At 37.7% G+C, this 24,791-nt stretch carries 23 protein-coding genes; 15 read left to right on the forward strand and 8 right to left on the reverse strand.

All coding sequences use genetic code 11. The features are described from left to right. Positions 1 to 99 precede the first annotated feature (99 nt). The 5 genes from G8O30_RS14690 (at position 100) to G8O30_RS14710 (ending at position 6,428) form a co-directional block, all read left to right on the forward strand. Positions 100 to 471: an iron chaperone gene (locus tag G8O30_RS14690; protein ID WP_239672763.1), complete on the forward strand. Its 372-nt coding sequence runs from the start codon at positions 100 to 102 to the stop codon at positions 469 to 471. A gap of 153 nt (positions 472 to 624) precedes the next feature. Continuing rightward, the gene (locus G8O30_RS14695) at positions 625 to 1,701 is read left to right on the forward strand and encodes a Fe(3+) ABC transporter substrate-binding protein (protein ID WP_239672764.1); all 1,077 of its coding nucleotides are present in this window, start codon (positions 625 to 627) and stop codon (positions 1,699 to 1,701) included. Between the two features lie 96 nt (positions 1,702 to 1,797). Continuing rightward, positions 1,798 to 3,435 (forward strand): ABC transporter permease, encoded by a 1,638-nt coding sequence (locus G8O30_RS14700; RefSeq protein ID WP_239672765.1) that lies wholly within the window; start codon positions 1,798 to 1,800, stop codon positions 3,433 to 3,435. Positions 3,436 to 3,440: 5 nt separating this feature from the next. Further along, complete coding sequence (locus tag G8O30_RS14705) at positions 3,441 to 4,175, forward strand: ABC transporter ATP-binding protein (RefSeq protein ID WP_239672766.1); 735 nt, start codon at positions 3,441 to 3,443, stop codon at positions 4,173 to 4,175. Positions 4,176 to 4,292: 117 nt separating this feature from the next. Continuing rightward, positions 4,293 to 6,428, forward strand: coding sequence for a peptidoglycan D,D-transpeptidase FtsI family protein (locus G8O30_RS14710; RefSeq protein ID WP_239672767.1), 2,136 nt, complete (start codon positions 4,293 to 4,295; stop codon positions 6,426 to 6,428). Positions 6,429 to 6,441: 13 nt separating this feature from the next. Here G8O30_RS14710 and G8O30_RS14715 read toward each other — a convergent pair whose 3' ends face one another. Together G8O30_RS14715 and G8O30_RS14720 are read right to left on the reverse strand one after the other, a co-directional pair. Further along, complete coding sequence (locus G8O30_RS14715; protein ID WP_239672768.1) at positions 6,442 to 7,908, reverse strand: UDP-N-acetylmuramoyl-L-alanyl-D-glutamate--2,6-diaminopimelate ligase; 1,467 nt, start codon at positions 7,906 to 7,908, stop codon at positions 6,442 to 6,444. Positions 7,909 to 8,880: 972 nt separating this feature from the next. After that, on the reverse strand, positions 8,881 to 9,702 hold the full coding sequence (locus G8O30_RS14720; protein ID WP_239672769.1) for a TetR/AcrR family transcriptional regulator: 822 nt from the start codon (positions 9,700 to 9,702) through the stop codon (positions 8,881 to 8,883). Positions 9,703 to 9,799: 97 nt separating this feature from the next. Between G8O30_RS14720 and G8O30_RS14725 the strand changes: the two genes are divergently transcribed. The 3 genes from G8O30_RS14725 to G8O30_RS14735 all read left to right on the forward strand — a co-directional run bounded on the left by G8O30_RS14725 (position 9,800) and on the right by G8O30_RS14735 (position 14,087). Beyond that, a complete protein-coding gene (locus G8O30_RS14725; protein ID WP_239672770.1) occupies positions 9,800 to 12,886 on the forward strand; it encodes an efflux RND transporter permease subunit in 3,087 nt (1,028 codons plus the stop codon). A gap of 284 nt (positions 12,887 to 13,170) precedes the next feature. Further along, complete coding sequence (locus tag G8O30_RS14730; protein WP_239672771.1) at positions 13,171 to 13,416, forward strand: DUF2164 domain-containing protein; 246 nt, start codon at positions 13,171 to 13,173, stop codon at positions 13,414 to 13,416. A gap of 59 nt (positions 13,417 to 13,475) precedes the next feature. Then, entirely contained in the window at positions 13,476 to 14,087 is a 612-nt protein-coding gene (locus G8O30_RS14735; protein ID WP_239672772.1) for a DUF421 domain-containing protein, read from the forward strand. Positions 14,088 to 14,192: 105 nt separating this feature from the next. Here G8O30_RS14735 and G8O30_RS14740 read toward each other — a convergent pair whose 3' ends face one another. Beyond that, positions 14,193 to 15,089, reverse strand: a complete 897-nt coding sequence (locus tag G8O30_RS14740) for an aldo/keto reductase (RefSeq protein WP_239672773.1) — start codon at positions 15,087 to 15,089, stop codon at positions 14,193 to 14,195. Between the two features lie 117 nt (positions 15,090 to 15,206). Further along, positions 15,207 to 15,332 (reverse strand): hypothetical protein, encoded by a 126-nt coding sequence (locus G8O30_RS16160; RefSeq protein ID WP_275576496.1) that lies wholly within the window; start codon positions 15,330 to 15,332, stop codon positions 15,207 to 15,209. 103 nt (positions 15,333 to 15,435) lie between these two features. Between G8O30_RS16160 and G8O30_RS14745 the strand changes: the two genes are divergently transcribed. Both G8O30_RS14745 and G8O30_RS14750 read left to right on the forward strand, forming a co-directional pair. Beyond that, on the forward strand, positions 15,436 to 16,317 hold the full coding sequence (locus G8O30_RS14745; protein WP_239672774.1) for a GNAT family N-acetyltransferase: 882 nt from the start codon (positions 15,436 to 15,438) through the stop codon (positions 16,315 to 16,317). A 14-nt stretch (positions 16,318 to 16,331) separates the two neighbouring features. Then, complete coding sequence (locus G8O30_RS14750; protein WP_239672775.1) at positions 16,332 to 16,496, forward strand: hypothetical protein; 165 nt, start codon at positions 16,332 to 16,334, stop codon at positions 16,494 to 16,496. A 336-nt stretch (positions 16,497 to 16,832) separates the two neighbouring features. On the opposite strand, the gene G8O30_RS14755 is transcribed toward G8O30_RS14750, so the two are convergent. After that, positions 16,833 to 18,476: an ABC transporter substrate-binding protein gene (locus G8O30_RS14755; protein WP_239672776.1), complete on the reverse strand. Its 1,644-nt coding sequence runs from the start codon at positions 18,474 to 18,476 to the stop codon at positions 16,833 to 16,835. Positions 18,477 to 18,577: 101 nt separating this feature from the next. On the opposite strand from G8O30_RS14755, the gene G8O30_RS14760 reads away from it, so the two are divergent. After that, positions 18,578 to 19,825 (forward strand): MDR family MFS transporter, encoded by a 1,248-nt coding sequence (locus G8O30_RS14760; protein ID WP_239672777.1) that lies wholly within the window; start codon positions 18,578 to 18,580, stop codon positions 19,823 to 19,825. A 70-nt stretch (positions 19,826 to 19,895) separates the two neighbouring features. On the opposite strand, the gene G8O30_RS14765 is transcribed toward G8O30_RS14760, so the two are convergent. Further along, positions 19,896 to 20,606: a DUF421 domain-containing protein gene (locus G8O30_RS14765; RefSeq protein WP_239672778.1), complete on the reverse strand. Its 711-nt coding sequence runs from the start codon at positions 20,604 to 20,606 to the stop codon at positions 19,896 to 19,898. Between the two features lie 198 nt (positions 20,607 to 20,804). Here G8O30_RS14765 and G8O30_RS14770 point away from each other — a divergent pair, with 198 nt between their 5' ends. Together G8O30_RS14770 and G8O30_RS14775 are read left to right on the forward strand one after the other, a co-directional pair. After that, the gene (locus G8O30_RS14770; RefSeq protein ID WP_239672779.1) at positions 20,805 to 22,304 is read left to right on the forward strand and encodes an esterase/lipase family protein; all 1,500 of its coding nucleotides are present in this window, start codon (positions 20,805 to 20,807) and stop codon (positions 22,302 to 22,304) included. A 221-nt stretch (positions 22,305 to 22,525) separates the two neighbouring features. Continuing rightward, entirely contained in the window at positions 22,526 to 22,849 is a 324-nt protein-coding gene (locus G8O30_RS14775) for a DUF4257 domain-containing protein (protein ID WP_239672780.1), read from the forward strand. Positions 22,850 to 22,910: 61 nt separating this feature from the next. Here the strand turns inward: G8O30_RS14775 and G8O30_RS14780 are convergent, their stop codons facing one another. Then, positions 22,911 to 23,381: an SRPBCC family protein gene (locus G8O30_RS14780; RefSeq protein ID WP_239672781.1), complete on the reverse strand. Its 471-nt coding sequence runs from the start codon at positions 23,379 to 23,381 to the stop codon at positions 22,911 to 22,913. A gap of 135 nt (positions 23,382 to 23,516) precedes the next feature. Here G8O30_RS14780 and G8O30_RS14785 point away from each other — a divergent pair, with 135 nt between their 5' ends. After that, complete coding sequence (locus G8O30_RS14785; protein ID WP_239672782.1) at positions 23,517 to 23,885, forward strand: DUF2500 domain-containing protein; 369 nt, start codon at positions 23,517 to 23,519, stop codon at positions 23,883 to 23,885. Positions 23,886 to 23,896: 11 nt separating this feature from the next. Further along, entirely contained in the window at positions 23,897 to 24,181 is a 285-nt protein-coding gene (locus G8O30_RS14790; protein ID WP_239672783.1) for a hypothetical protein, read from the forward strand. A gap of 46 nt (positions 24,182 to 24,227) precedes the next feature. Here G8O30_RS14790 and G8O30_RS14795 read toward each other — a convergent pair whose 3' ends face one another. Beyond that, positions 24,228 to 24,788 (reverse strand): class I SAM-dependent methyltransferase, encoded by a 561-nt coding sequence (locus tag G8O30_RS14795; protein ID WP_239672784.1) that lies wholly within the window; start codon positions 24,786 to 24,788, stop codon positions 24,228 to 24,230. Positions 24,789 to 24,791 lie beyond the last annotated feature (3 nt).

The raw sequence follows: 24,791 nt of genomic DNA on the forward strand, positions 1-24,791 counted from the left end.
AATATTAAGCCCGTCCACTTGGTGGCGGGCTTTTGTTATGCTTTCATTTTCATGTAAAAAAGGTAAAATAAAAAAAAACGGATAAAGGGAGTCAGTATTTTGGAGAATTATAGAGATTATTTACAGGCGATTGATAACGTGGACCATCGTTTAAAAGTGGAAAGTGTCCTACAGTGGGTGTGTGACACATTCCCTCAACTAGACACCAAAATAGCATGGAAACAACCAATGTTTACGCATCAAGGGACGTTTATTATCGCTTTTAGTATAGCGAAGCATCATATGTCAGTGGCACCAGAAAGGGTAACTATTAACAGATTTTCGGATGAAATTGTACAATCTGGGTACGACCATACTAAGGAATTGGTAAGAATTAAGTGGGAAAAACCTGTAGACTACAGTCTTCTAGAAAGAATGATTGCGTTTAACATAAAGGATAAAGAAGGGTATACGGCTTTTTGGAGGAAATGAAAATAGATGAATTTGCTTAGTTGCAAATTCTTTTTTTTATGGAAAAAGAAAACTCTTTCAAAAATCTATTGACAATGATTTTCATTTACATTATTCTAAGAGAGCGATAATCATTATCATTCATAACTATTTACATACAACGGAGGTACAGTGATGAAAAAGACTTGGAAATCAATCTTTGCTGCAATGACATTAACATCTTTAGTACTTGCAGGATGCGGGAATGCATCAAACGAAGTTAAACCAGAAGGAAACTCAGAAGAAGGTAAGAAAGAAGCGGGAGTAGTTAACCTATATACATCTCGTCACTATGACACAGACGAGCAACTTTATAAGCAATTTACAGAAGAGACTGGCATTAAAGTAAACGTTATTCAAGGTGAAGGTGACGAGTTAATGGAGCGTCTAGACCGTGAAGGCGAAGCTACGGAAGCGGATGTGTTTATCACAGCGGATGCTGGTAACCTTGCTAGATTAAAAGATCGTGAGCTAACACAAGCGGTAGAAAGTGATGTATTAACAACAAATGTTCCAGATAAACTACGTGACACAGATAACGAGTGGTTTGGTTTAACAAAACGTGCGCGTGTTATTGTTTATGCGAAAGACCGTGTAGATCCTTCAGAATTATCCACTTATGAAGCACTAGCTGAGTCAGACTGGTCAAAACGAGTGTTAATTCGATCTTCTGAAAACATCTATAACCAATCTCTAGTGGCTTCTTTCATTGAACTAAATGGAGAAGAAGCAGCTAAAGACTGGGCTGCAGGTATTGTAGAAAACATGGCTCGTGAACCACAAGGTGGAGACACAGACCAAATTAAAGGTGTCGTTGCTGGTGAAGGAGACGTTGCAATTACTAACTCTTACTATGTAGGTAGATTAATAAACTCTACAGATGCGGAAGAAGCGAAAATTGGGGAGCAAGTAGGCGTATTCTTCCCTAACCAAGAAACAAACGGAACACATATCAACATCAGTGGTGCTGCAGTTGTTAAACATGCAAAGAACGTAGACAACGCAGTTAAGTTTATCGAATTTCTAACAGAAAAAGAAGCACAAGAAGCATTTGCAGAAGGTAACAATGAATTCCCTGTAAATCCTAATGCAGAAGCATCTGAACTACTTAAATCTTGGGGCGAATTCAAAGAGCAAGATATTAACCTAACAATCTTAGGTGATAACAATGCTCGTGCTATTCAACTAATGAACGAAGTAAGTTGGAAATAATATTGGGAAATTTAGTCATACTCTTTTAAAAGGGTATGGCTATACTTCGTTTAAGGGAATGACTTCTTTCTTACCAGAATTTAAGGATGTGTCGGTATGCGCTTTATCCAACAAGTAAAACGAAATACAAACGCTTGGAGTATGTTAAGCTTTCTTTTTATTACCATCATCTTGCTTCCAAACGTATTAATCGCAATTAATTCCATCTCTCCATCTTCAGAAAATTGGTTGCATATAAAAGAATATCTTTTAACAGATATCGTTATTAATACGAGTATTTTACTTCTATTCACAGGGTTTTTGACCATGGTCATTGGTACCAGCCTTGCTTGGTTAGTAACGGTATACTCGTTTCCTTTACGTAATTTTCTAAAATGGGGATTGATTTTACCTTTGGCCATTCCACCATTCATCGGTGCGTATACGTATAATGGAATCTTAAATTATACCGGAATCATACAATCTACTTTACGTAATCAGTTTGATATTCAAGTAAATCAAAAGTACTTTAATATAATGAACATGGAAGGTGCTATTTTCATTTTCACTATGTTCTTGTTCCCATACGTTTTCGTTGTAACGAAGAGCTTTTTTGAAAATCAATCTTCTTCTCTAATTGAGAACGCACGCCTTTTAGGTAGCAATTCTTTCGGCGTTTTCTTCCGAGTTGTATTACCAATTTCTCGGACTGCTATCATTGGTGGAGGAACGATTGTTTTACTGGAAGTGATAAACGATTACGGAGTTGTAAAACTCTTTGGGGTTCAAACATTTATTACCGCAATCTTTCAAACGTGGTTCTCCATGGGGGACTTAGACTCCGCATTTAAAATAGCTGGTACTTTAATGATTGTAGTTATTTTTATTCTAGTAGTAGAACAAGCGCTGAGAGGTAGAAAGAAGTTCAGCCACTCTACAACAAAACTGAAACCTATTCAGCCCAAGAAGTTAACAGGATGGAAAGCTTGGGGAGTGTTTGCTTACTGTTTCGGTATTTTTTCCTTTGCATTTCTTATTCCTTTTACACAGTTAGTCTTTTGGATGACACAAACGTATGAGAAGATTGTGACAGTAGAGTTCTTTACATTAGTAAAAAATTCATTTTTCTCAGCGGCAATTGCAGCTGCATGTATCGTTACAGTAGCATTAATCATTGCAAACTATAGTAGACTTCATACTGGTATCGTACCAAAATTTCTATCTAAGATAACGATCCTTGGTTACTCTATCCCAGGTGCAGTTATCGCCATAGGGGTCATTACGGTGTTTATTGCTCTAGATGGCTTTATTGCTAATATGTTTACATCATTTAACGCAGATGCTCCAACGGCTCTACGTACAAGTATTATCATGTTAATCAGTGCATACGTGATTAGATTCTTAGCAGTGGGCTATAACTCTATCGATGCAGGATTTTCAAGAGTCGGGAACAAGTATACAGAAGCATCTCGACTATTAGGCTCTTCCATCAATCGTTCTTTCTTCCGCGTCGACGTTCCGATGATTAAAGGTGCGATTGTAGGGGGATTTATCTTAGTATTTGTAGATATTTTAAAAGAGTTACCACTTACAATGCTTTTACAGCCGTTTAACTTTCAAACTCTAGCAACTAGAGCGTTTAGGTATGCTAACGATGAAATGGTAAATGAAGCCGCATCGGCTTCATTACTAATTATCCTGATTAGTGGTATTAGCATTTTTATTTTCCACAAAATATTAGACAAAGGAGAATAACATCTATGTTTGTAGATATTCAGCATTTGTCCTATCAATACAATAGAGCAACAGAATTAGCTATCAAGGACTTTTCATTACAGATGAACAAAGGTGAGATTGTATCTATCCTTGGCGTCAGTGGTTCTGGAAAGAGCACGATCCTCCGATTAATTGCAGGACTTGAGGTGCCGAAAACAGGAAGTATCACCTTAGATGGCAAGAAAGTATTAGATGAAAAACAATTTGTACAACCAGAAAAGCGAGGCGTAGGGATGGTGTTTCAAGATTACGCTTTGTTCCCGCACATGACAGTAGAAGCGAATATCAAGTTCGGATTAAAGAAACGGAGTAAGAAAGCAAAACAAGAACGAGTAGAGGAAATGCTTTCCCTTGTAAACTTATCGAATTTGAAGAAACGCTATCCGTATGAGTTAAGTGGAGGACAACAACAGCGCGTGGCTCTTGCTAGAGCATTAGCACCAGCTCCAGCCCTACTCCTTTTCGATGAACCATTTAGTAATCTAGATACGTATTTGCAGATTAAAATTCGTGAAGAATTACGTGAAATCTTAAAGAAGACCAATACTACCTCCATATTTGTGACCCATGATCAAGAAGACGCAAAAGCTCTAGCGGATCAAATTATTTATATTGAAGGTGGAAAAGTTATTCTAAAAGGAAAGCCTGAGGAAGTATTTCCATACCAAAAAGAGCCGGTGACCGCAGAAAAGAAACCAGAATTAGTTACAATTCCGTGACCCAGTAGATAGTATTCTACTGGGCTTTTCTTTTGTAATTATAGAATTGACATACCAACAAATTGGAATAAATGGTATGCTTTATATAAAGAAATGGTTGCAAATGGGAGAGTGAACATGAACAAAAAGAAAAAGAACAAAGGCCATCTTTCGTTTCGTCTTAATATGTTATTTATCATTGTATTTTTATTATTTTCAGGATTAGTACTCCGTTTAGGTGTCCTTCAAATAGTGTATGGGGAAGATTTTACTCGAGAAATTAAACGAACTGTAGATATCACGGTCAATACACCGGTTCCTAGAGGGAAGATCTATGATCGTAATGACCAACTCATCGTAGATAATGAGCCGGAAAAAGCGATCACATTTACAAATGATAAAACGCTAAAACGAGAAGAAATGTTAGAAGTAGCAGAGCAACTAGCAAAGATAATTACAAAGGAAACAGATAGAATTCAGAAAAGAGATTTGCAAGACTATTGGCTTTTGAAAAATCCAGAAGAAGCTAAAAAGCTCATTACGAAAGAAGATGAGAAAGCATTAGAAGATGACGAGCATAAAAATACTAAGCTATATAAGCTACAGTTAGAGAGAATCCCTAAAGGTGCTATAGAATCTTTTACGGCTCAAGAACTCGAAGTACTAGCCATCTTCCGCGAAATGATTTCAGGCTACGCACATACACCACAAATGATTAAAAATCGTGATGTGACGGAGATTGAGTACGCGGTTGTATCAGAGAATTTACGAACGATGCCAGGAGTAGAATCAACTACTGATTGGGATCGAAAATATATGTTTGAGAATACACTAAGAACCATTTTAGGTCGCGTATCATCAGCAGACCAAGGTATTCCTGTAGAACTATTAGATGAATACTTGGCAAAAGGATATAGTAGGAATGATCGAGTGGGAGTTAGTTACCTGGAAGCGCAATATGAGGACGTATTGCAGGGTAGAAAAGAGAAAGTGAAGAGTATGACGGATCGTTCAGGATCTATCATTGATACAGATATTGTGACAGGTGGACAAAGAGGTAATGACCTTCGCTTATCCATAGATATAGATCTCCAGTTAGCTGTAGATGACATTATTAGCGAAGAAATACTGCGAGTAAAAGCACTATCTGGCCATGAATTATTCGATCGAGTTTTTGTCACGATGATGGACCCAAATACGGGTGAAATTTTAGCAATGTCAGGTAAACAGTATTTAGTGGATGAGGAAACAGGAGAGCCAGTCTTAGCGGACTTTGCTGCAGGAAATTTCACTACATCTTATAATGTAGGATCCTCCATTAAAGCGGCAACAGTATTGACAGGATTTGAAACTGGCGCCTTAACACCCGGGCGATATCACTACGATGCACCCGTAACTATTAAAAATACCCCTACGAAGAGTTCGTATGTAAATATGGGGAATATAGATGATTTAACGGCGTTGAAGAGATCATCCAACGTGTATATGTTTAAGACGGTAATTGATATAGGAGGAGGAAACTATCGACCTAATCAACCTCTTCCTTTAAGAGAAGGAACGTTCGATATCGTAAGACAACACTTTGCGCAATTTGGTCTGGGAGTTAGAACAGGAATTGATTTACCTGGGGAACAGATAGGTTTCGCTGGACAGGAAACAATTCCAGGTAAACTATTGGATTTATCAATTGGACAGTATGATACGTATACACCACTTCAATTAGCTCAATATATTTCCACAATCGCAAATGGAGGATATCGAGTTGCACCAAGGATGGTAAAATCCATGCACCAACCAGTACCAGGATCAGAAGAGTTAGGTCCTGTGGTGAATGAAATGGAAACAGTGGTGCTGAATAGATTGGAAATGTCGACAGAGCACATTAATCGTGTGAAAGAAGGTTTGCGACAGGTAATGCAAGCTCCAGGAGGAACGGCAGCTGGATACTTTGCAAATAGAGAGTATAAACCTGCAGGAAAAACAGGTACTGCTCAAGGGTTTTATGATGGTCCTAAGTTAGAGGAACTAAAGGCACAAGGAAGGACGTTAGTAGAAACTTGGAACTTAACTCTAGTCGGGTATGCACCACATGACAACCCCGAGGTTGCATTCTCCATCGTTGTCCCCTGGTTATATCAAACTAGTGGAAATAATCCTTCCTCCAACAACAAAATTGGGCAAAAAATTTTAGATACTTACTTTGAGTTAAAAGAAGCTAGAGCTAAAGGTTTACCAATAGAAACTGTGCTTGAAAATGAAGAAGTAGAAGAGTAAAAGGGTGTTCAGACTATTTCTGAACACCCTTTTCTTTTATAGCTAGTACATATTCCACCGTCTCTCGATCTGAATTTGTTGATAGAGAAAATGTTTGCTTGTAACGTTCATGGCCTTTACCCGTAATAAAAACCCAATCTTCTTTAGAAGCGCTCTCCATAGCTTTTTTAATCGCAAGTGTGCGATCAGGAATGACATCCGTCGAAGCTGATTGGATATTCTGCTGTTGCTCTTTAAGATAAGCAGTCATCTCATCTTGCGGCACAGAATTTAAATCATCAAGTGTTAAAATGATATGGTGACTTAACTCCGATGAAACAGATAGCATTTCTGGACGTTTTTTTTGATCTCGGTCGCCCCTAAAACCGAAAATGTGCGTAATCTTCTTTGCACCGCACTGTTTAGCAGTGGTCAAACAGTGGAAAAATGCTTCCGCAGTATGCGCATAATCAATTACTACAGTAGCTCCGTTAGAAGTAGCATAGATTTCAAATCTACCATTAACTCCTGTAAAAGATTGAAGTCCTTCATAGATTTGCTGTTTGTTTAAACCAATACTTCGAGCAACCCCATAAGATAAAGTGGCGTTTATTAAATTGTGGATGCCGGGCATAGTGAAATGGAATTTACTTCGTTCAAAATCTTCTCGTATATATACATCGGACGGTAAACAGTCTTCCGTTTTTACAAGCTGAATTGTAGAGGAAGTACTCAATCCTACTGTAATAACTTTTTTGTTTGAGTGAATAAGCTGTTCTTCCACTTTTTCTCCCCAACTACTTTCCACATTAATAACAGCAACTCCATAATCCTTTAATTTCTCAAATAACTGAAATTTGGTATTAAAGTATTCTTCCATTGATCCATGATAATCAAGATGTTCCTGCTCTAAATTAGTAAACACCCCAATATCAAATTCGATTCCTTCTAGTCGATCTTGACTCAATCCATGAGAAGATACTTCCATCACAATAACGTCATCATGAGATGAGGCAATCATTCGGTGTAGCTCAAGGGAATCTGGTGTGGTATTTGTAGATTGAGACGCTTCTCCATTAATTACATTTTCAATCGTACCAATTAAGGAACTGGATATACCACATTCCTTTAATAGATAATGAATAATATAAGTGGTAGTAGTTTTACCATTTGTTCCTGTAACGCCGATGAATTTCTTGGTAGATTGGTTTGTCTGATAAAAGTTACAAGCCAAAATCCCAAGTGCTTTCCGGCTATTTTTCACTTGTATATATGGAACAGATAAGGAATGACTCGATTCCTCTCCAATAATCAAAGAAGCTCCATTTCTAATGGCATCTTTAATAAAGTTATGACCATCACTTGTATATCCTTTAACTGCAACAAATGCATACCCTTCTTTTACTTCTCTAGAGTCATTTGCCACGCCAAGAATTGTATGTGGAGACGGATAGGAAGTATTTAGTATTTCTAAACCATTAATAAATTCTTGAACATCCATACCAGTTTTATCTCCTCACATTTCATAAGTAGTGATTAACGAACAAATCCATAGTAAAGTATTTTCTCTAGAGAATCCACTGAAAAGACAGATTATTTTCTACAATTAGGTGTTTGTAATGTTTTCGTATTAGTTTCTTCAAACCTTTGAAAAAAATGTAGGGGTTGGAAGTTTATTTGTAGGGTATGTGTGAGGATGAGAAGGCGACCAACGGGTTAAGTCGCCATGGGAAGGAAGATGGGAAGGCGGCAAAAGGGTTAAGTCGCCATGGGAAGGAAGATGGGAAGGCGACAAACGGGTTAAGTCGCCGTGGGAAGGAAGATGGGGAGGCGACAAACGGGTTAAGTCGCCGTGGGAAGGGAGATGCGAAGGCGGCAAAAGGGTTAAGTCGCCATGGGAAGGAAGATGAGAAGGCGGCAAAAGCGCTTAAGCCGCCCGGAGAAGGCACCGCCCCCAACAGCAAGTCGAAGAAGCCGCAAGGAAAGAGCCGAGTGACCTTGTACAAAAGCGCTTAAGCCGCCCGGAGAAGGTACCGCCCCCGTCGGCAAGTCGAAGAAGCCGCGAGGAAAGAGGGGAGCGATCCTGTACAAAAGCGCTTAAGCCGCCCGGAGAAGGTACCCCTCCCAACGGCAAGTCGAAGAAGCCGCAAGGAAAGAGGTGAGCGATCCTGTACAAAAGCGCTTAAGCCGCCCGGAGAAGGTACCGCTCCCAACGGCAAGTCGAAGAAGCCGCAAGGAAAGAGCGGATCGACCCAGTACAAAAGCGCTTAAGCCGCCAGAAGAAGGTACCGCCCCCAACGGCAAGTCGGAGAAGCCGCATGGAAAGAGGTGAGTGACCCAGTACAAAAGCGCTTAAGCCGCCAGAAGAAGGTACCACCCCAACGGCAAGTCGAAAAAGCCACACGGTACGGCAATGAACGGTACAATTCAGCAAGTATTAATGCAATGTTTATCATCTACAAACAGCGGAATCTTATTTAAAAAAATGTTTATCCAATAGAAATGCTACGCCTTTGCAGTCTGGGTGGTGACTAATATTAGTGATAAGACCTTTAATTATTGCTAAGGGGTGAGTCTTATTTACAAGTTGTTCCGTTAAGATTTCTAGAGATTCTTTTTCCAAAGATTCGTCTAAGGAAGCGGCTTTACTTTGAACCATCTGTACTAATTTGTCCGGATCTGCATCTGTTGGAGGGAGCAGCTTTAATTCAGATGAGATAAAAGGGATTGTAATATTTTCTGCAAGTATATTGGTTTTCTCTACTAGAGACTTTGCTAATTTATCTAAGTTAATTGGTGCGTTGAAAAAGATAAATAGCTCTAAATAGCTCTTAATAAATCCTTTCATAGAGAAAATTAAATCGTATTTGGTGTGCTCAATTCTTCCTCCATATAATTTGTCTACAATAGTCTCGAGCAATCTTCCTAACTCTTCATCATACGCCGCCAATTTCAGTAACTGTTCTTCATTTGGAGGGTGTGCTTGCTCCTTCACTAGTAACTTTGCAAAATCAGAGTGCTTTTGGAATGTCTGAAACACCGTGTGATAGTAAAGATACAATAAATCCTCATTAGAAGAAGTATGTTTGACTACACGGTCAACTTCAAAAATAATATCAGTCATAAAGTAGTCAATAATTCCCTCAATCAGTTCACTCTTTGACTTAAAAGTTAAATAAAAGGCACCTTTAGAAATGCCGCAGTACTCTGTTATTTGTTGGACGGAGGTTGATTCTATCCCTTGTTTAGCAAAAAGCTCTAACGCTTTCTCCATAATTAGTTGTTTTCTATCCATAATTTATTCCCCTCATTGTGAAAATGTTGACATTTGACTAGGTAGTCATTATTATAAACGTTGTGGTCATATTAGTAAATATAAGGTAGGTGCAGGCGTGAATAGTTTAGTTAATTTTGTTTTAAAGAATAAGCTGGCGGTTTGGTTACTCACCATTATTATAACGATTTCTGGGATTTATTCAGGAACAAGAATGAAAATGGAAACAATTCCTGATATCTCTATCCCGTTTCTGATGGTGATGGGTGTTTATCCTGGAGCGACTCCAGAAGAAGTTATGGAAGAAATATCGATGCCGATGGAACGTGCAATAGAGAACTTAGAAAGTGTTAAAGCTGTCTATTCCAGCTCGTACTCTAATATGGCAAGTTTACAAGTAGAGTATGATTACGGAATAGATATGGATGAAGCAAATAGAGCTTTAGAAGCTGCGTTAAAGAAAATTTCGTTACCTGAAGGAGCGCAAGAACCAACTGTAACGGCTATAAGTATGAATATGATGCCGGTAGTTGCGCTAAGTATCAGTAGTACAGAGCAAGATATTGTTGAATTAACGTCTACAGTAGAGAACAGTATACTTCCGAAAATAGAAAAGCTAGACGGTGTAGCATCAGCAACAATCGCAGGTCAACATATTGAAGAAGTTGAATTAACATATGATCAAGAAAAACTGACGACTCTTGGTTTAACAGAGGATACTGTAAAACAGATGATTCAAGCAAGTGATATGGCTGTTTCGCTTGGATTGTATGAGTTTGAAGCTGGGGAAGAAGCGGTTGCAATAGACGGGAAGTTTATGACTGCGGATGAACTACAAGAAATGCTTATCCCAGTAACACCTACACAAGATAGTCCATCTCCATTTGTTAAGCTTGGAGATATCGCAACAATTGAAGTAGTAGGAAAAGTACAATCTGTTTCGCGTACAAACGGGGAAGATGCGATAGCTATTCAGATTGTCAAAGCACAAGATGCGAACACAGTAGATGTGGTAAATAGCGTCAAAGACTTAGTGGTAGAGGAAGAAGAAGCACGTAATGGATTAGTCATAGATGTTACCTTAGACCAAGGAGAGCCCATTGAAAAATCCGTTGCTTCCATGATGGAAAAAGCGTTGTTTGGTGGACTAATTGCCGTTTTAATTATTTTACTATTTTTACGAGATTTTAAGTCTACGATTATCTCCATCGTTTCGATACCAGTTTCCATTTTTATGGCGCTTTTACTATTAAACTGGTTAAATATCACGTTAAATATCATGACACTTGGAGCAATTACCGTTGCCATAGGACGAGTTATTGATGATTCTATTGTTGTAGTAGAGAACATTTATCGACGACTACATCTGAAAGAAGAGAAGTTAACAGGAAGAGCATTAATTCGTGAAGCAACGATAGAAATGTTCAAGCCAATACTATCATCTACGCTAGTAACGGTTGCTGTTTTTGCACCGCTAATGTTTGTAGGTGGCATGGTTGGAGAACTATTCATTCCATTTGCTTTAACAATGTCCTTCGCTTTAGGTGCTTCGTTAATCGTTGCAATCACAGTAGTACCGGCATTATCACATTTCTTATTTAAGAAGAAATTGTACCAAGAGAAGACAGAAAGTAAGCACAATGAAACTGGTAAACTTTCTAACTGGTATAAACGTGTACTAGAGTGGACGCTAAATCATAAAATAATTACGTCAGTAGTGTCTGTTTTATTATTGGTGGGAAGTTTAGCACTAACACCAATGATTGGATTTAGTTTCTTAGGTAGTGAAGAAGAGAAAGTAATGTACTTAACATATACTCCGGAAGCGGGAGAATTGAAGGAAGATACGCTGAAAAATATTCAAGTCGTGGAAGAAGCGATGCTAGAACGCGACGATATTAATATCGTTCAAGTTTCTGTAACAGACGAAGCTGATTCAATGACGGCAATGATGGGCGGCAGTACTGGCGGAGGACTGCTATACCTTATCTTTGATCCAGAGATGAAAAACTTCCCTGAAGTAAAAGAGCAGGTAGAAGAATACGTCTTTAACATTGGTCAATCTGGAGAATGGAAGAGCCAAAACTTTACCTCTGCTTCCATGTCTTCTAATGAGTTAAGCTACACGTTTTATAGTGAAGACTTAGATAAGTTAAACGATACAGTAAAACAAGTGGAAGATATGTTAAAAGAGCAAGATGGGTTAAAAGATGTCTCTTCTAGCGCAGAAGAAGCATATATAGAACACACGTTTAAAGTGGAGCAATCCGATCTATTACAATATGGACTCACTACTGGTCAGCTTGTCATGGCTCTTAGTCCAAATCGTACATCTGATGTACTGACGACAGTAGAGAAAGATGGAACAACTTTAGATGTCATAGTACAACAAGAACAAGCAGAAAAACCTAAGTCTATAGAAGACATTTTAGATACACCAATTTCAACTGCTACAGGAGAGAGTGTTCCATTATCTCAACTAGTGGATGTAGAAGAAGGTACTACGTTAAATACATTAGCTCGTAGTAAGGGTGAATATCATGCTTCTGTCTCAGCATCTATTTTAGGAGACGATTTAACAGCTGCTTCCTCTGAAGTTCAAAAAGAGTTAGATAAAATGGAGCTACCAGAAGGGGTTACAATGGAAGTGGCTGGTGTGACAGCTGATATGGCAGAAACATTTACGCAATTAGGATTAGCGATGCTTGCAGCGATTGCTATTGTGTACTTTATTTTAGTGGTTACGTTTGGAGAAGGAGTAGCTCCGTTTGCTATCTTATTCTCTTTACCATTTACTGTAATCGGATCTTTCGTGGGATTATTAGTAGTAGGTGAAACAATCTCCGTATCTGTTATGATGGGAATATTGATGTTGATAGGAATCGTTGTAACGAATGCTATCGTTTTAGTAGATCGTATTATTCATATGGAACGTGAGGGTATGGATTTACGAGAAGCAATACTTGAAGCGGGAGCAACTCGTCTTCGTCCAATTCTAATGACAGCACTTGCTACAATCGGAGCGCTTATTCCACTAGCTGTAAGTTCTAGTGGTGGTGGAGGGTTAATCTCCAAAGGATTAGGAGTAACAGTTATTGGTGGATTAACGAGTTCTACGTTATTAACACTACTAATTGTACCAATTGTTTATGAAGTATTATCGAAACTATTTAAGAAAAATCGCAAAATGATACAAGATAATTAGTGTGTGATATAGGTATTAAAAAAAACACCCTACAGAAAGACATGAAAAAAATGTCTATTCTACAGGGTGTTTTTTCTATTAACAAGCACTTTATCTGTATCAAGTAATATAGCGATAATCCTCTCTATCAAGTACAATTACGATAGAAAACCTATAGGGGGATTAACTATGAAAGAAAAGAAAAATGGAAAGAAAGTTGTTTTTCTTGTAGTAGGTCTGTGTGCAGTTCCAGTTGTGGCGGTATGGTTTATCTATCAATGGATGTTAACACTGTGAGGGATTAGATGATTATTATAAAATTAGAAAAAGAAAAGAAACAACAAATTGTAGAAGAGTTAAAAGAATGGTTTTACCAAGAAAGAGCAGAGGAGTTAGGTGACATTGGTGCGGAAAATATGATGGAATTCTTTTTACAAGAAATTGGACCATATTTTTATAACCAAGGTGTGAAAGACGCTCGAAAGTTAATGCAAGAGAATGTGAGCCAACTAGAAGACGACCTCATCTCATTGGAAAGAAGAAAGAGATAAACATAGAATAGCGATAATTGGTAAAACTAAGTCACATCATACAATAATGAGGTGGCATAATGGATTTAGATTGGATATGGAAATCTATCCTAATTATTATAGCTGGAACGCTACTTTTACGAATTGCAGGCAGAAAATCAATATCCCAAATGACATTAGCGCAGACGGTCATTATGATTGCGATCGGATCTCTCTTAATACAACCTGTAGCTGGACAAAATATTTGGCAGACGATAGCTGTGGGATTTATTCTAGTATTAACCTTAATTGGTATTGAAATTTTACAAGTGAAATATAATTTCTTCGAGGACTTTATTTCAGGGAAATCTAAAGTGGTAATAGAGGACGGAGAAATATTGGAAGACAATATCGCTACGATGCGATTAACCGTAGATCAGCTAGAGATGAAGTTAAGGCAACAAGGTGTTAATCGCTTCAAAGATGTAAAATATGCAACGTTAGAACCAAACGGTCAGATTGGATTGGAATTAAAAGATGATGCTAAGCCTGTTACGATGAAAGACTTTCGAGAACAGATGGATCAGTTAAAAGTAATCTTACATAGTCATTTGACGACAGATGACCTTAATAAAAAACGAGATAAAAATAATATCTTTAAAGAAGTTATGGAAGATGGTCACGAGCAAGAACCACCTCAGTATTTAGATTAGTTACTGTAAGTAAGATGAAAGAAAGTAGTTGAACGCTCATTTAATAAGTAGATAAATGAAACGGCAAGAACAGGCTAGTTACTGTTCTTGCCGTTTATATTTTATTTAGTCGACATCTCTACCTCTAGCAGCCTTCAATACTTCAAACCATTCTTCTCTAGTAAGAGCCACGTCAAGTGCATCAACTGCTGCTTGTACACGGTCAATTTTACCGGAACCAACGATTGGCATAATGGTTGCAGGGTGTTTTAGTAACCAAGCATATACGATGACATCAATGCCACTAGTTTCGTACTTTTCTTGTAACTCTGCTAATTTAGAGCGCAGGTCAGCATAACGATCTTCGCTGAACAATCGGCCACCGGCTAATGGACTCCAAGCCATAAGTGGCATGTTGTTTTCATAACATAAGTCTACCGATCCGTCTTCAAAATGTTTTAATTCCATCGGTGATAACTCTAATTGGTTTGTCACTAACGAGAATGGTAATCTCGATTGCAATAAACGTTGTTGAGAAGGCAAGTGGTTAGAAACTCCGAACGTTTTTACTTTTCCACTTTCTTTTAAAGAAGTAAAGGCTTCTGCAACTTCGTCTGGATTCATAAGTGGGTCTGGACGATGAATTAGTAAAGTATCTATGTAGTCTGTCTTTAATTCTTGTAAAGAACGCTCTACTTGAGAGATAATGTGATCTTTTGTTGTATCATAATGGTTTAACTTTTGACCTTTATTAAAATCACCAGTTAGCTTAATACCTGTTTTAGTGACAATCTCCATTTGGTCACGTAGGGAAGGTTTTAGTTCTAAAGCGTTACCAAAAAGTCCTTCGCAAGTGTATCCACCATATATATCAGCATGGTCAAACGTTGTAATGCCTTTCTCTAGACAGCTTTCGATGAAGGCTAGCGTCTCTTGTGGTGTTAAATTCCAATCACCTAGTCGCCACATCCCGTGGATAATGCGAGAATAAGAAACAGATTCTTTCAGTTCAACTCGTTGCATGTTTGTTCCTCCTATTGGACAATATGCCTCCTATTATATAGAAAGTTTAGGGAAATATCATGTGATAGGGTTTACATTGATAAAAATAACGAATCTAAAAACTTTGTTCCAGTTTGTTCAGTCCCAATCATTATGCTTTTTCTGAATCTCTCCCATGACATCTTTTGCTTGATATAGCATTTTTATAGCATATCTCATAGTAATTCCACCAATAACTCCGCAAATTAATAGACCCCAGATCATCTATATTCCCCCTTTACATAGAAGTACGAATGAAAAGAAAGTAAGTTCCAATAATATCAATTTTTAGGTAAAATTATACTATCAGGAAGGACGGAGATACAAAATGGAAACGATAAAAATAAGTCGTGCGACATTAGAGGATATTCCTACACTAACGAGGGTCATGGAGAAAACATTCCGAGCGGAAGCGGATATGTTGTTGGGGAAAGATACTACCGATTCAGACAGCAATATCCTACCACCTGGATTCGATTCAGTATCTGCAAATGAATATATGTGGAGAGAACTAGATTACTATAAAGTTTCTCAAAACCAGGAACTCATCGGTGGGATAATCGTAACAATTACTGGGAGACAGTATGGACGAATTGATCGTATCTTTATCAATCCTGAATATCAAGGTGCAGGTATCGGTTCCTATGCAATGAAACATGTAGAAGCTCTCTATCCAAATGTTAGACTATGGGACTTAGAAACGTCCGCAAGACAGCTATCTAATCATCATTTTTATGAAAAACTAGGGTTTAAAAGAGTGTTTGAAACAGAGGAAGAGATATCTTATGTAAAGAGGATAGGGGATGTAGACGGTACTCATTTGGTCAAAGTCAATCAACAGTTATCAAATAGCTCTTTTGAACAAAGTGATTTAAACAACACATCGTTTTATCAATCAACATTATCTCAAGTCGCATTCAGTAACAGTAGCTTATTTCAAGCACATTTTACGAACTGTAATATGGAGCAAACACGTTTTCAAAATATTAATTTGAGAAGTACGTTGTTTGCAGATCTGAATATTAGCGGAAGTACTTTTAATCAAGTAACGGCTTCGAATTTACAAATAGAAAATACCGACTTAACAGGTACTGCTATCACTAATTGCACGGTAAAGGACGTATCCATTGAAGGAGAGAGTCTTACTGGTTTGAGCATTAACGGTATTAGTGTAGAGGAGTTACTAAAAGTTTATCAGAATACTAAATAAGGAGGTTTGTCTTCATGGATATGGTGTTTCAGCTATTTGTATTTGCTTTACTACCCGTTCCAATTTTGGTGATTACATTGTTGGTGATCACTTTTGGGAAAATGAACAAAAGAATAACACTACTTGAGGAAAAAGTTGCGCAAATGGAGAATGTGGGGGAAGATTCTACTTACATTTAAGAGAAAGTTGCTTGAAGGGAGCAGACGGTTGCCAAAGTTGGTTGAGGTAGAATTTGAGAACCGTGAGAAGGAGAAGACGGTTGTCAAAGAGTGTAAGTGTAATAATTGAGGACCACGAGAGCGAGAAGACGGTCTTCAAAATGAGGAAAAGTTAAAACTGAGAACCGTCAGATCGAGAAGACGGTCGTCAAAGTGAGGAAAAGTTGAAACTGAGAACCGTCAGAGCGATGAGACGGTCGCCAAAGTGAGGAAATGCTAAAACAGAGGACCGCCAAAGTAGATAGACGGTCCTCTGTTTCACTTTGCAACTAGCTAGAGAAATAACACAAAGAAAGTTTACACATCTGGTCTGGTCCACACACGTGACAAGTCCACATATCCGAAATGTTTCATCTCGATATTTTGAATGCTTTTAGAGAATGGAATCTGACGTTTTTGATAATATAGCGGTATATAAATAGATTGATCCAACAAGTACTCTTCCACTTTCAAATGCTGCTCATTCCATAGTTCTACTGGTAAAGACGGATAAACGGAAAGCAACTCTTGAAGATGTTTATCTTCTGCTATCTGGTTGACTAACGGAGAATAGTTATTCGATAAAAAATAATAATAATAAAACGTCTGATTAAACTCAAACACTTCTCCGTGTAAAAAGAATTCACACTCCAGGTGCACCTCTTGTTTAAAAACAAAATCCTCAAAAGGAATACATTTCATTTCTACTGGAACCCCAGCATTCTCTAACGTTAACGTAACCCACTTAGCTGTATCTTCGGCATAATCCGTATAGTGAAAAATGAGTGGAGCATTAAACGCAGGTTTCGCAATAGGTGGTCGTGAGTACGTTTTGGACAATCCAATTAGACATCCTTCATGATTAGGTGTATTTCGCTCTGATACTAGAGGCATTTCTGAACGTGCCACCGCTAAACAATGATGGATATAGTCTCGTACTTCTTTCCTCGCAATATCAGAGTTTCGAAAAGGGTTTGTCACCACGATCCCAAAGCCAGAATCACTTTCCACTTGAACAGTTTCATTTTCCTCCTCTGCAAAGCTTCGGTAAGCGCGAGGGAAATCCCTAGGTACTTGTATAAACTCTACTTTGTCTAGCAAAGGGCGATATCCAAAAGTAGAAGGGAAGGCTTGTAACACCGTTTTTTCATCTGTGTCCTCTGCAATAAAAAAACCACCTGTACCATAAAGAGACCCGCCTTTTTCTTTGTAAATACTTGCAGGTATGATACTTAATAAATGAAGTGCGTAAGTACATCCACTTGGATAAATCAATTCTATTACATAAGGAGCTGGAGAGCGGATTTCTGTAATGGGTCGCCATAACTCTTGGTAATTCGCATCAACCTTCATATCCTGTAAGCAGCTTACAATGTCTTGTGTAGCCAAGAGAGAACCATCCTGGAATAACACATCTTTTCGAATAAACAAACGCAAGCGATCCTTCATCACTTCCCAGCTATGAGCAAGATCAGGAGCAAAAGACCCATCTTCCTTTAATTCTACTAACCTATTAAATACATTTGCGACGAGATTAGCGCTATGAATATTTGCAGCTTTCAACGGGTGAACAGATAAAAAAGAATAATACCGAGGAATGATTAAATGATCACGGATTTCTTGATGAAACCCAAATTTTTGTTGAAATGCATTCATCAACAGCTGCTTTGTTTCTGGCTTCCAATCATATAAAAGCCACTTACTTACCTTTTCGATGGGGGTACTCTCAAGCTCTGAAAGGAATTGTTCCTCCATCCGTTTTTCTACAGGCTTATGCCATGTTAATGAAGATATATTTCCTCTACCTTTTCCAGACTGAAAAGTTAACCAACCGTCTGCTTCCCATTGTTGAAGTTTTCTTCTTGTTTGCTTTGTACCTAATGTTAAAATTTCTGCAATTCCTTCCACTCTTGCGTGATGAGTAGAAAGTGTATTGTAAAGAGTGAGTAGATGATGATCCATACAGATGCTCCTTTAAAAAGTGGACATTTATTTTATAAAAGGGAATTTTTACTTTTTTCTGTCTCCTTTACTATAAAGATAGAAAAAGGAGCTGACAAGAAATGAAATGGAAAGACTATCCACAGAATATCAAAGTACGACTAATGACATCTTTTTTTAATAGGGCGGTTACAAGTGCTATTTGGCCATTCATGGCGTTGTTCTTTAGTTTGCATAAAGGTCCCATTTGGGCAGGAGTATTTTTATCTATTAACGTAGGTGTGGCGTTTATCAGTAATTTACTGGGTGGTTATATATCTGACCGGTTCAATCGAAAACAAGTGTTGATTTTATCCTCTATTTGTAGCGCAGTACTTCTACTAATCATGACTGTCTGCATACTTCCAGAGACCAAACTTATCTACTTATTTGCAGGTACGTATTTATTTTTCACCTTCACCAGTAGTTTAAGTAGACCAGCTATGCAAGCGATTATTATCGACTCCACTACACCAGATAATAGAAAAGCGATTTATGCGATTGATTACTGGATGGTTAATTTATCTATGGCAATTGGTGCTGCTTTAGGTGGTTGGTTATTTCTTACACAACAAATTTTGTTATTTATCATTGTGACTACAATTGCGACCATTTTACCAATCGTGTACATGGTATGGCTTCAAGATACAGTGGTAAAAAAGCTTGATAAAGTTCATGCCAATGTATGGAGAGATCTAGTGGCTAACTATCAGGTAGCGCTAAAGGATAGACCTTTCGTCAAAGCAGTGACAGGGGCAATGTGCATTTACGCTGCGGAATTTTCTCTTAACAGTTATATCGGGGTAAGACTTGCAGAAGAATTTCGTACAGTGGGAAGCGGAATTATTGAACTAAATGGGGTCCGTATGCTGAGTCTTTTAAACATACAGAATATGTTATTAGTTGTGTTGTTAACGTTTTTGATAACAAGATTAGCTAGAAACATGGATGGCAAAAAGGTGTTGCTTTTCGGATTAATCATCTACAGTATCGGTTACGTGTTAATGATGTCAGCAAATAATTGGTATTTGCTACTATTTGTTAACTTGGTAGCTACTATTGGAGAATTACTGTATTCACCAGTTGCGAATGCAGAGAAAGCTAATATGATGCCAGAGGATAAAAGAGGATCTTACTCAGCCTTTTCTGGTATTAGCTTTAACGGAGCGGAACTTATTGCAAGGATGACCATTATTGTTGGTGCGTTCCTAGTACCTAGTATGATGAGTGTATATATGGCGTGTATTCTGTTTGTAGGAACATCCCTTTTATATACTGGCCTTTTTGTTAGAGAGAAGAAAGAAAAGGTGAATGTTGAGTCGATAGCGTAAAAATGAAGCCGGGCCACGTAAAGTGGTACCGGCTTTTGTGAGGAAATTAACAAACGCAAGAAGGTAAAGGTTATTCCGCGTCCACTGGCGACAAAATATGATCATTATACGTATCAAAATATAAAGTCCCATTAGCCAACAAAACAGCATATACGACTTCTTTTAAAGTAAGTTGACGATTCTCAAGCTGCATCTGTAACCAAGTTTCTGTCAAATGGTTTTCTTTTAAATTCTTCTCGACAATTTCTCCATCCATAATTAATTCTATTGGAATCCTGGATTCAGGTGTGTAATGAAGCAACAAATCATGTCTTGTAACAGGGCGATATTGTGGTTTTTTTACTACTGATAATGTTCCATGAGGCTCCAAGATAGCAAACATGACTTCTTGTATATCAAATACATCTTTCTCTCGCAATTGTTGATTTAAATAATCTAAGGTATACCTCATTTTTCTCATGTTATTTTCTAGAATTTTTCCATTCTGGATAAGTACAGTTGGGTCTCCGGCAAAGTATTTCCTAATTCTTCTACTCTTCGTTGACAAGTAGGCTACTAGAAAAGCGATAAATACAAACAGTCCAAATGAAAGGATTGTGTGATGTGGTTTTAAGTCGATATTATAAGCGATACTCGCAGTGATAGACCCTAGAGTGATGGTAACGATAAAATCAAAGATGTTCATCTGAGAGATCGTTTGTTTTCCTAAGAACTTTGCACTAAGTAGCAAAATGGAAAATGCAGCTACAGTTCGTAAAATGACTTCAAAATGATCAGGCATGTAAACCCTCCTTATACCCCCATTGTTGCCGGGACAGACTTTAAAAATACAGTTGATATTAAATAACTAAATCTATTAATTACCAAAATTTATCATATATCTGGGTGTTATGTATTCTTTTTGAAAAGTCAGCATGGATAACTGATTGTCCAACATACATTGGGAAGGGGTCAAAATATGGATAGGGAGAGGATAAATTTGAAAAAAACAAAATGGTTACCGTTAGTAGCAAGTGTATTTTTACTTACACCAGTAACAGCGGAGGCAGGATCATTTGGAAAAGATGATCCATCAGGAGTCCCTGGACAATGGTACATAGGAACATCACCATCAGCAGAAGATCCGGCTAAACATCCCGTTCTATTTGTTCATGGACTTAATAGTTCCTCTAATACATGGTGGAATAACAACAACATGTATGATACTGCTTATGTGAACGGATATGAAACCGCATTCATAGATTTGTATCCTACCAAAAATATGTGGGATAATGGAGCGTTATTAGCGCAAAAAGTAAGAGATATGTATCATCACTTTGGTGAAAAAGTAGTTGTTGTTGCCCATAGTAAAGGAGGAATAGACACCCAATCGGCTATAGTTCACAACGGTGCATCACCATATATTGCTAGAGTAATAACGTTGTCTACTCCTCACTATGGTTCTCAGTTAGCAGATTTAGCGTATAGTAATGGAGCGAGCTGGTTAGCTAGTATCATTGGAAGTAAAAATGATGCAACGTATTCCTTGCAAACGGGTTATATGAGTTATTATCGTTCTCAAACAGACAATCGACCAGAAAGAAGTAGTGTGCCATTTTATACGTTTGGAGGAACTAGTTGGGGTGGATTTGGAGGCTCCTTATATTGGGGAGGTCTATACTTAAGCTCCTATGGCCAAAACGATGGAGCTGTAACTGTTACTAGTTCGAGACTACCGTATGCTACAGAACTTAGAGTGGGCAAATGGGACCACGGTAACATTAAGACAGGTACATCCACATTTAATTTGTTTAAATCTTATTTAAACGAACAGGTATTTGCTGCATCGTTGAAAGTGGCCTCTGTAGCATCTTTACCTCAGGAAGAACTTCTTCAAGCAACTACTTATATTGCTGGTGGGGAAAGAAATAAAGTAAGTAAAGAGACAATTGTAGTGGAGGAGGGTGTGTCAGAATTGACGATTGATTGGATGAGTAATCAATCAGATAGCACATTAACCCTTATATCTCCTTCTGGTACTAAGACAAATCCTTTCAAAGCAAATGTTGACGAGACAGAAATTTTTGAGGGAGCCTATCACTATACAACAACTTTAACACTACCAGAGAGTGGAGAATGGAAAGTTGAAACCAAAGGTGATCAAAAAGAAGCTTACTTACTGCATACACAGTTCACAAGTGACTTAAATGAATTAGTAACCATTGATTTAACAAACAGGAAAGTAGCAGTAAAATCCAAAGATACTAAGTTGAAATATAAAACTACTGTGCATGCTAATGTCTACGAAGATGGAAAGCTAAAACAGAAGAAAGTTAACTTTAAAGTGAATCAAGATGGTACGTATAGTGTTCCTGCACTGGGTAGCGGTGTGTACAATGTCACGATTGAATTAGATGGGAAGTATAATGGGACAGAGTTTAAGAGATCTGTCGTTAAATCTTTTTATGTAGATAATACAGGTGTCGTTTACTTGGATTAGGTAGTGGAGAAAACCTAGGGCATCATCCTAGGTTTTTTTATTTACATCTTTAAGGACTAAAGTAGGATTGATATTTGGAAAAATGAACCAAAAGACGGAGGGATAATTAGGTTGGTATCAAGAATATACTGTACTGTGGACAACTATTTTTCCAACTTTTAGTTGTCTGTAACTTCCATAACATGTGCCTTGTGAAAATCATTTTTCAAGGAGGAAAAGCGATGATTGTGCAGCATGTCCTACTCGCCAGTGGAATTGGCCTTTTGATGGGGATGTTCATTCACGTTAGGGTTAATGGTAAGTTGAAAAAGCCGAGAAATACGAAGAAGTTTTTTTACCCCGGGTGTTTAGAAGACATGTTTTGGGGAGCGGTAGCTGGAGCTCTTCTAGTCATTGTGTCTGACCCTGCAGATTGGTGGCGTTCCATCTTCTTAGGAATAATCGGGGGATACAGTGGGGAACAAATCGTAAGACAATTTGAGTACCATAAAATTTTGAACAGAGAGGTGCCAGATGCTCAACCGACTCCAAAGGAAGCTTCATAAGAAAACATAAAAACAGGTCTCTATTGGAAACGAAAGAGCCTGTTTTTTCTAGTGGAATTGCTCAACTAATTTTTTTGCTTTCTTGTGTGTATACGTACTGAACAAATGCTTTATATTGCTCATCAAACACTAGTTTAGAGAAAGGTTTAAATAATTTAGATGCCCATTTATATAGAAAATTTTTAGGAAGGAGACTAGCTTCTACCGTCAAAGTTGTACCATGCCCATCTCGCTCAAACCAATAACGTGTAATACTAACACCTTCTTTAGAATATCCGTGAATTTCAGCGTGATATGGAGGTTCATGCTTGATGATTTTTGTCTCAATGACAAATTCCTTTTTATCCAGCTTCATTCTAGATTTATAGGTCGACCCAGCCTTAATTTCTTCTTCATTTCCCTCATATATGTGTTCTTCAATCATAGAATTCCATTGGTACACATGCTCATCTTTATTCATATATTCATAAACCGATTCTAAAGGTGCATCAATATATTCATGGAAGGAATAAACCAAAACCTCATTTTTCATCTGTATCCTCCTAGCTAGTTTTAGCTTTATTTTATCATGATTATGTTCCTTCGTTTGTGGATATTTGGAAAATATGAAACTTTATTGGAAGGAGTTACGTTATTATAGAAGAAGGTATAAGAAGGAAGGGATTTTATGTATCAATCAGACCCTTTTATGAGTAATGAATTCGGTGCTATGCCATGGTTTGTTGGACTATTTTTTATAGTGGTAATTGGATTTATACTATTTGTTATTTTTAGTGGTATAGCGCAATGGAGTAAGAATAATAATTCACCTATTGAAAATGTCATTGTGACTGTAGTGGCGAAGAGAACAGAAATATATGGTGGAGGAGAGACTCGTGCCAATCAAGATTATTATGTCACGTTTGAGGATACGAATAATAATCGATGTGAATTAGAAGTTCCTACTAATAAATTTGGAATGATAGTAGAAGGAGATAAAGGAGAACTTTCCTTCCAAGGAACAAGGTTTTTAGATTTTACTAGAATAATAGAGTGAGGTGACTATAGATGAAGAAGAACTTGTTAACAGCTGGTAGCGTTGGTTTTCTAGTTGGTATTGGTGTAGGTCTTTTTGCTGTAGAACCACCGTTACTAGATGCGGTCATAATCTATATCGTTAGTTTATTGAGGTACGGAGTTGTATTTTCCTTAGTAGGCCTTTTCTTAGGTTGGAATGTAGCGAAGAGAAACCAAGAGAAAAAGAACGGAACTTATCGAAAAGGTCATTATATAGGAGTTTTTGTTGCTACTTTTACGATAGTGATGGTAGTAGCTGTTTTAGCTTGGTTATAGAAGAACATAAATAAAACACTTGCTTGAATGGCAAGTGTTCCGTAGATTACTGAAAAGAACATCTTATGACGTGTGCTGGAGGCAGATTCCACACTACTCGTTTTGTTTGATAGTTACTGAAGTAAGAGGAAATAAAAGAAAATTTCTTCTTGGAATATTGAAATGTGATGAACTCTCCATCAGGGGAAAGTACTCTCTGAGATTCCGTCAATATTTTAGTAGAAACGTCTTCAGGTAATGACGTAAACGGTAATCCAGAAACAATGAAATCCACTTGAGTAAATCCCTTTTGTTGTATATGGGAAACGATATCTTCTGCTGATCCATAAATAAGATGGATATTAGCGAACCTAGAGTATTTCTTTTTCAATGATTCATAAAAAAGCTCGTTATTTTCTATTAGAATTAGATGATTATGAGGTAGGAGTTTTTCAACCAGTCGCTCTGTGAATACGCCAGTTCCTGGTCCAAACTCCACAATACAAGTTGCTTGGTCAAACCGTACAGGGGCAACCATAGCTTTTGCTAATGTGGACGAACTAGGCCATATCGCTCCTACTGAACGAGGAGTCTTCAAATATTCTTGGATAAACTGAATGGAATTCATTTC

This window comes from Mangrovibacillus cuniculi, from assembly GCF_015482585.1.
GTDB lineage: Bacteria > Bacillota > Bacilli > Bacillales > R1DC41 > Mangrovibacillus > Mangrovibacillus cuniculi.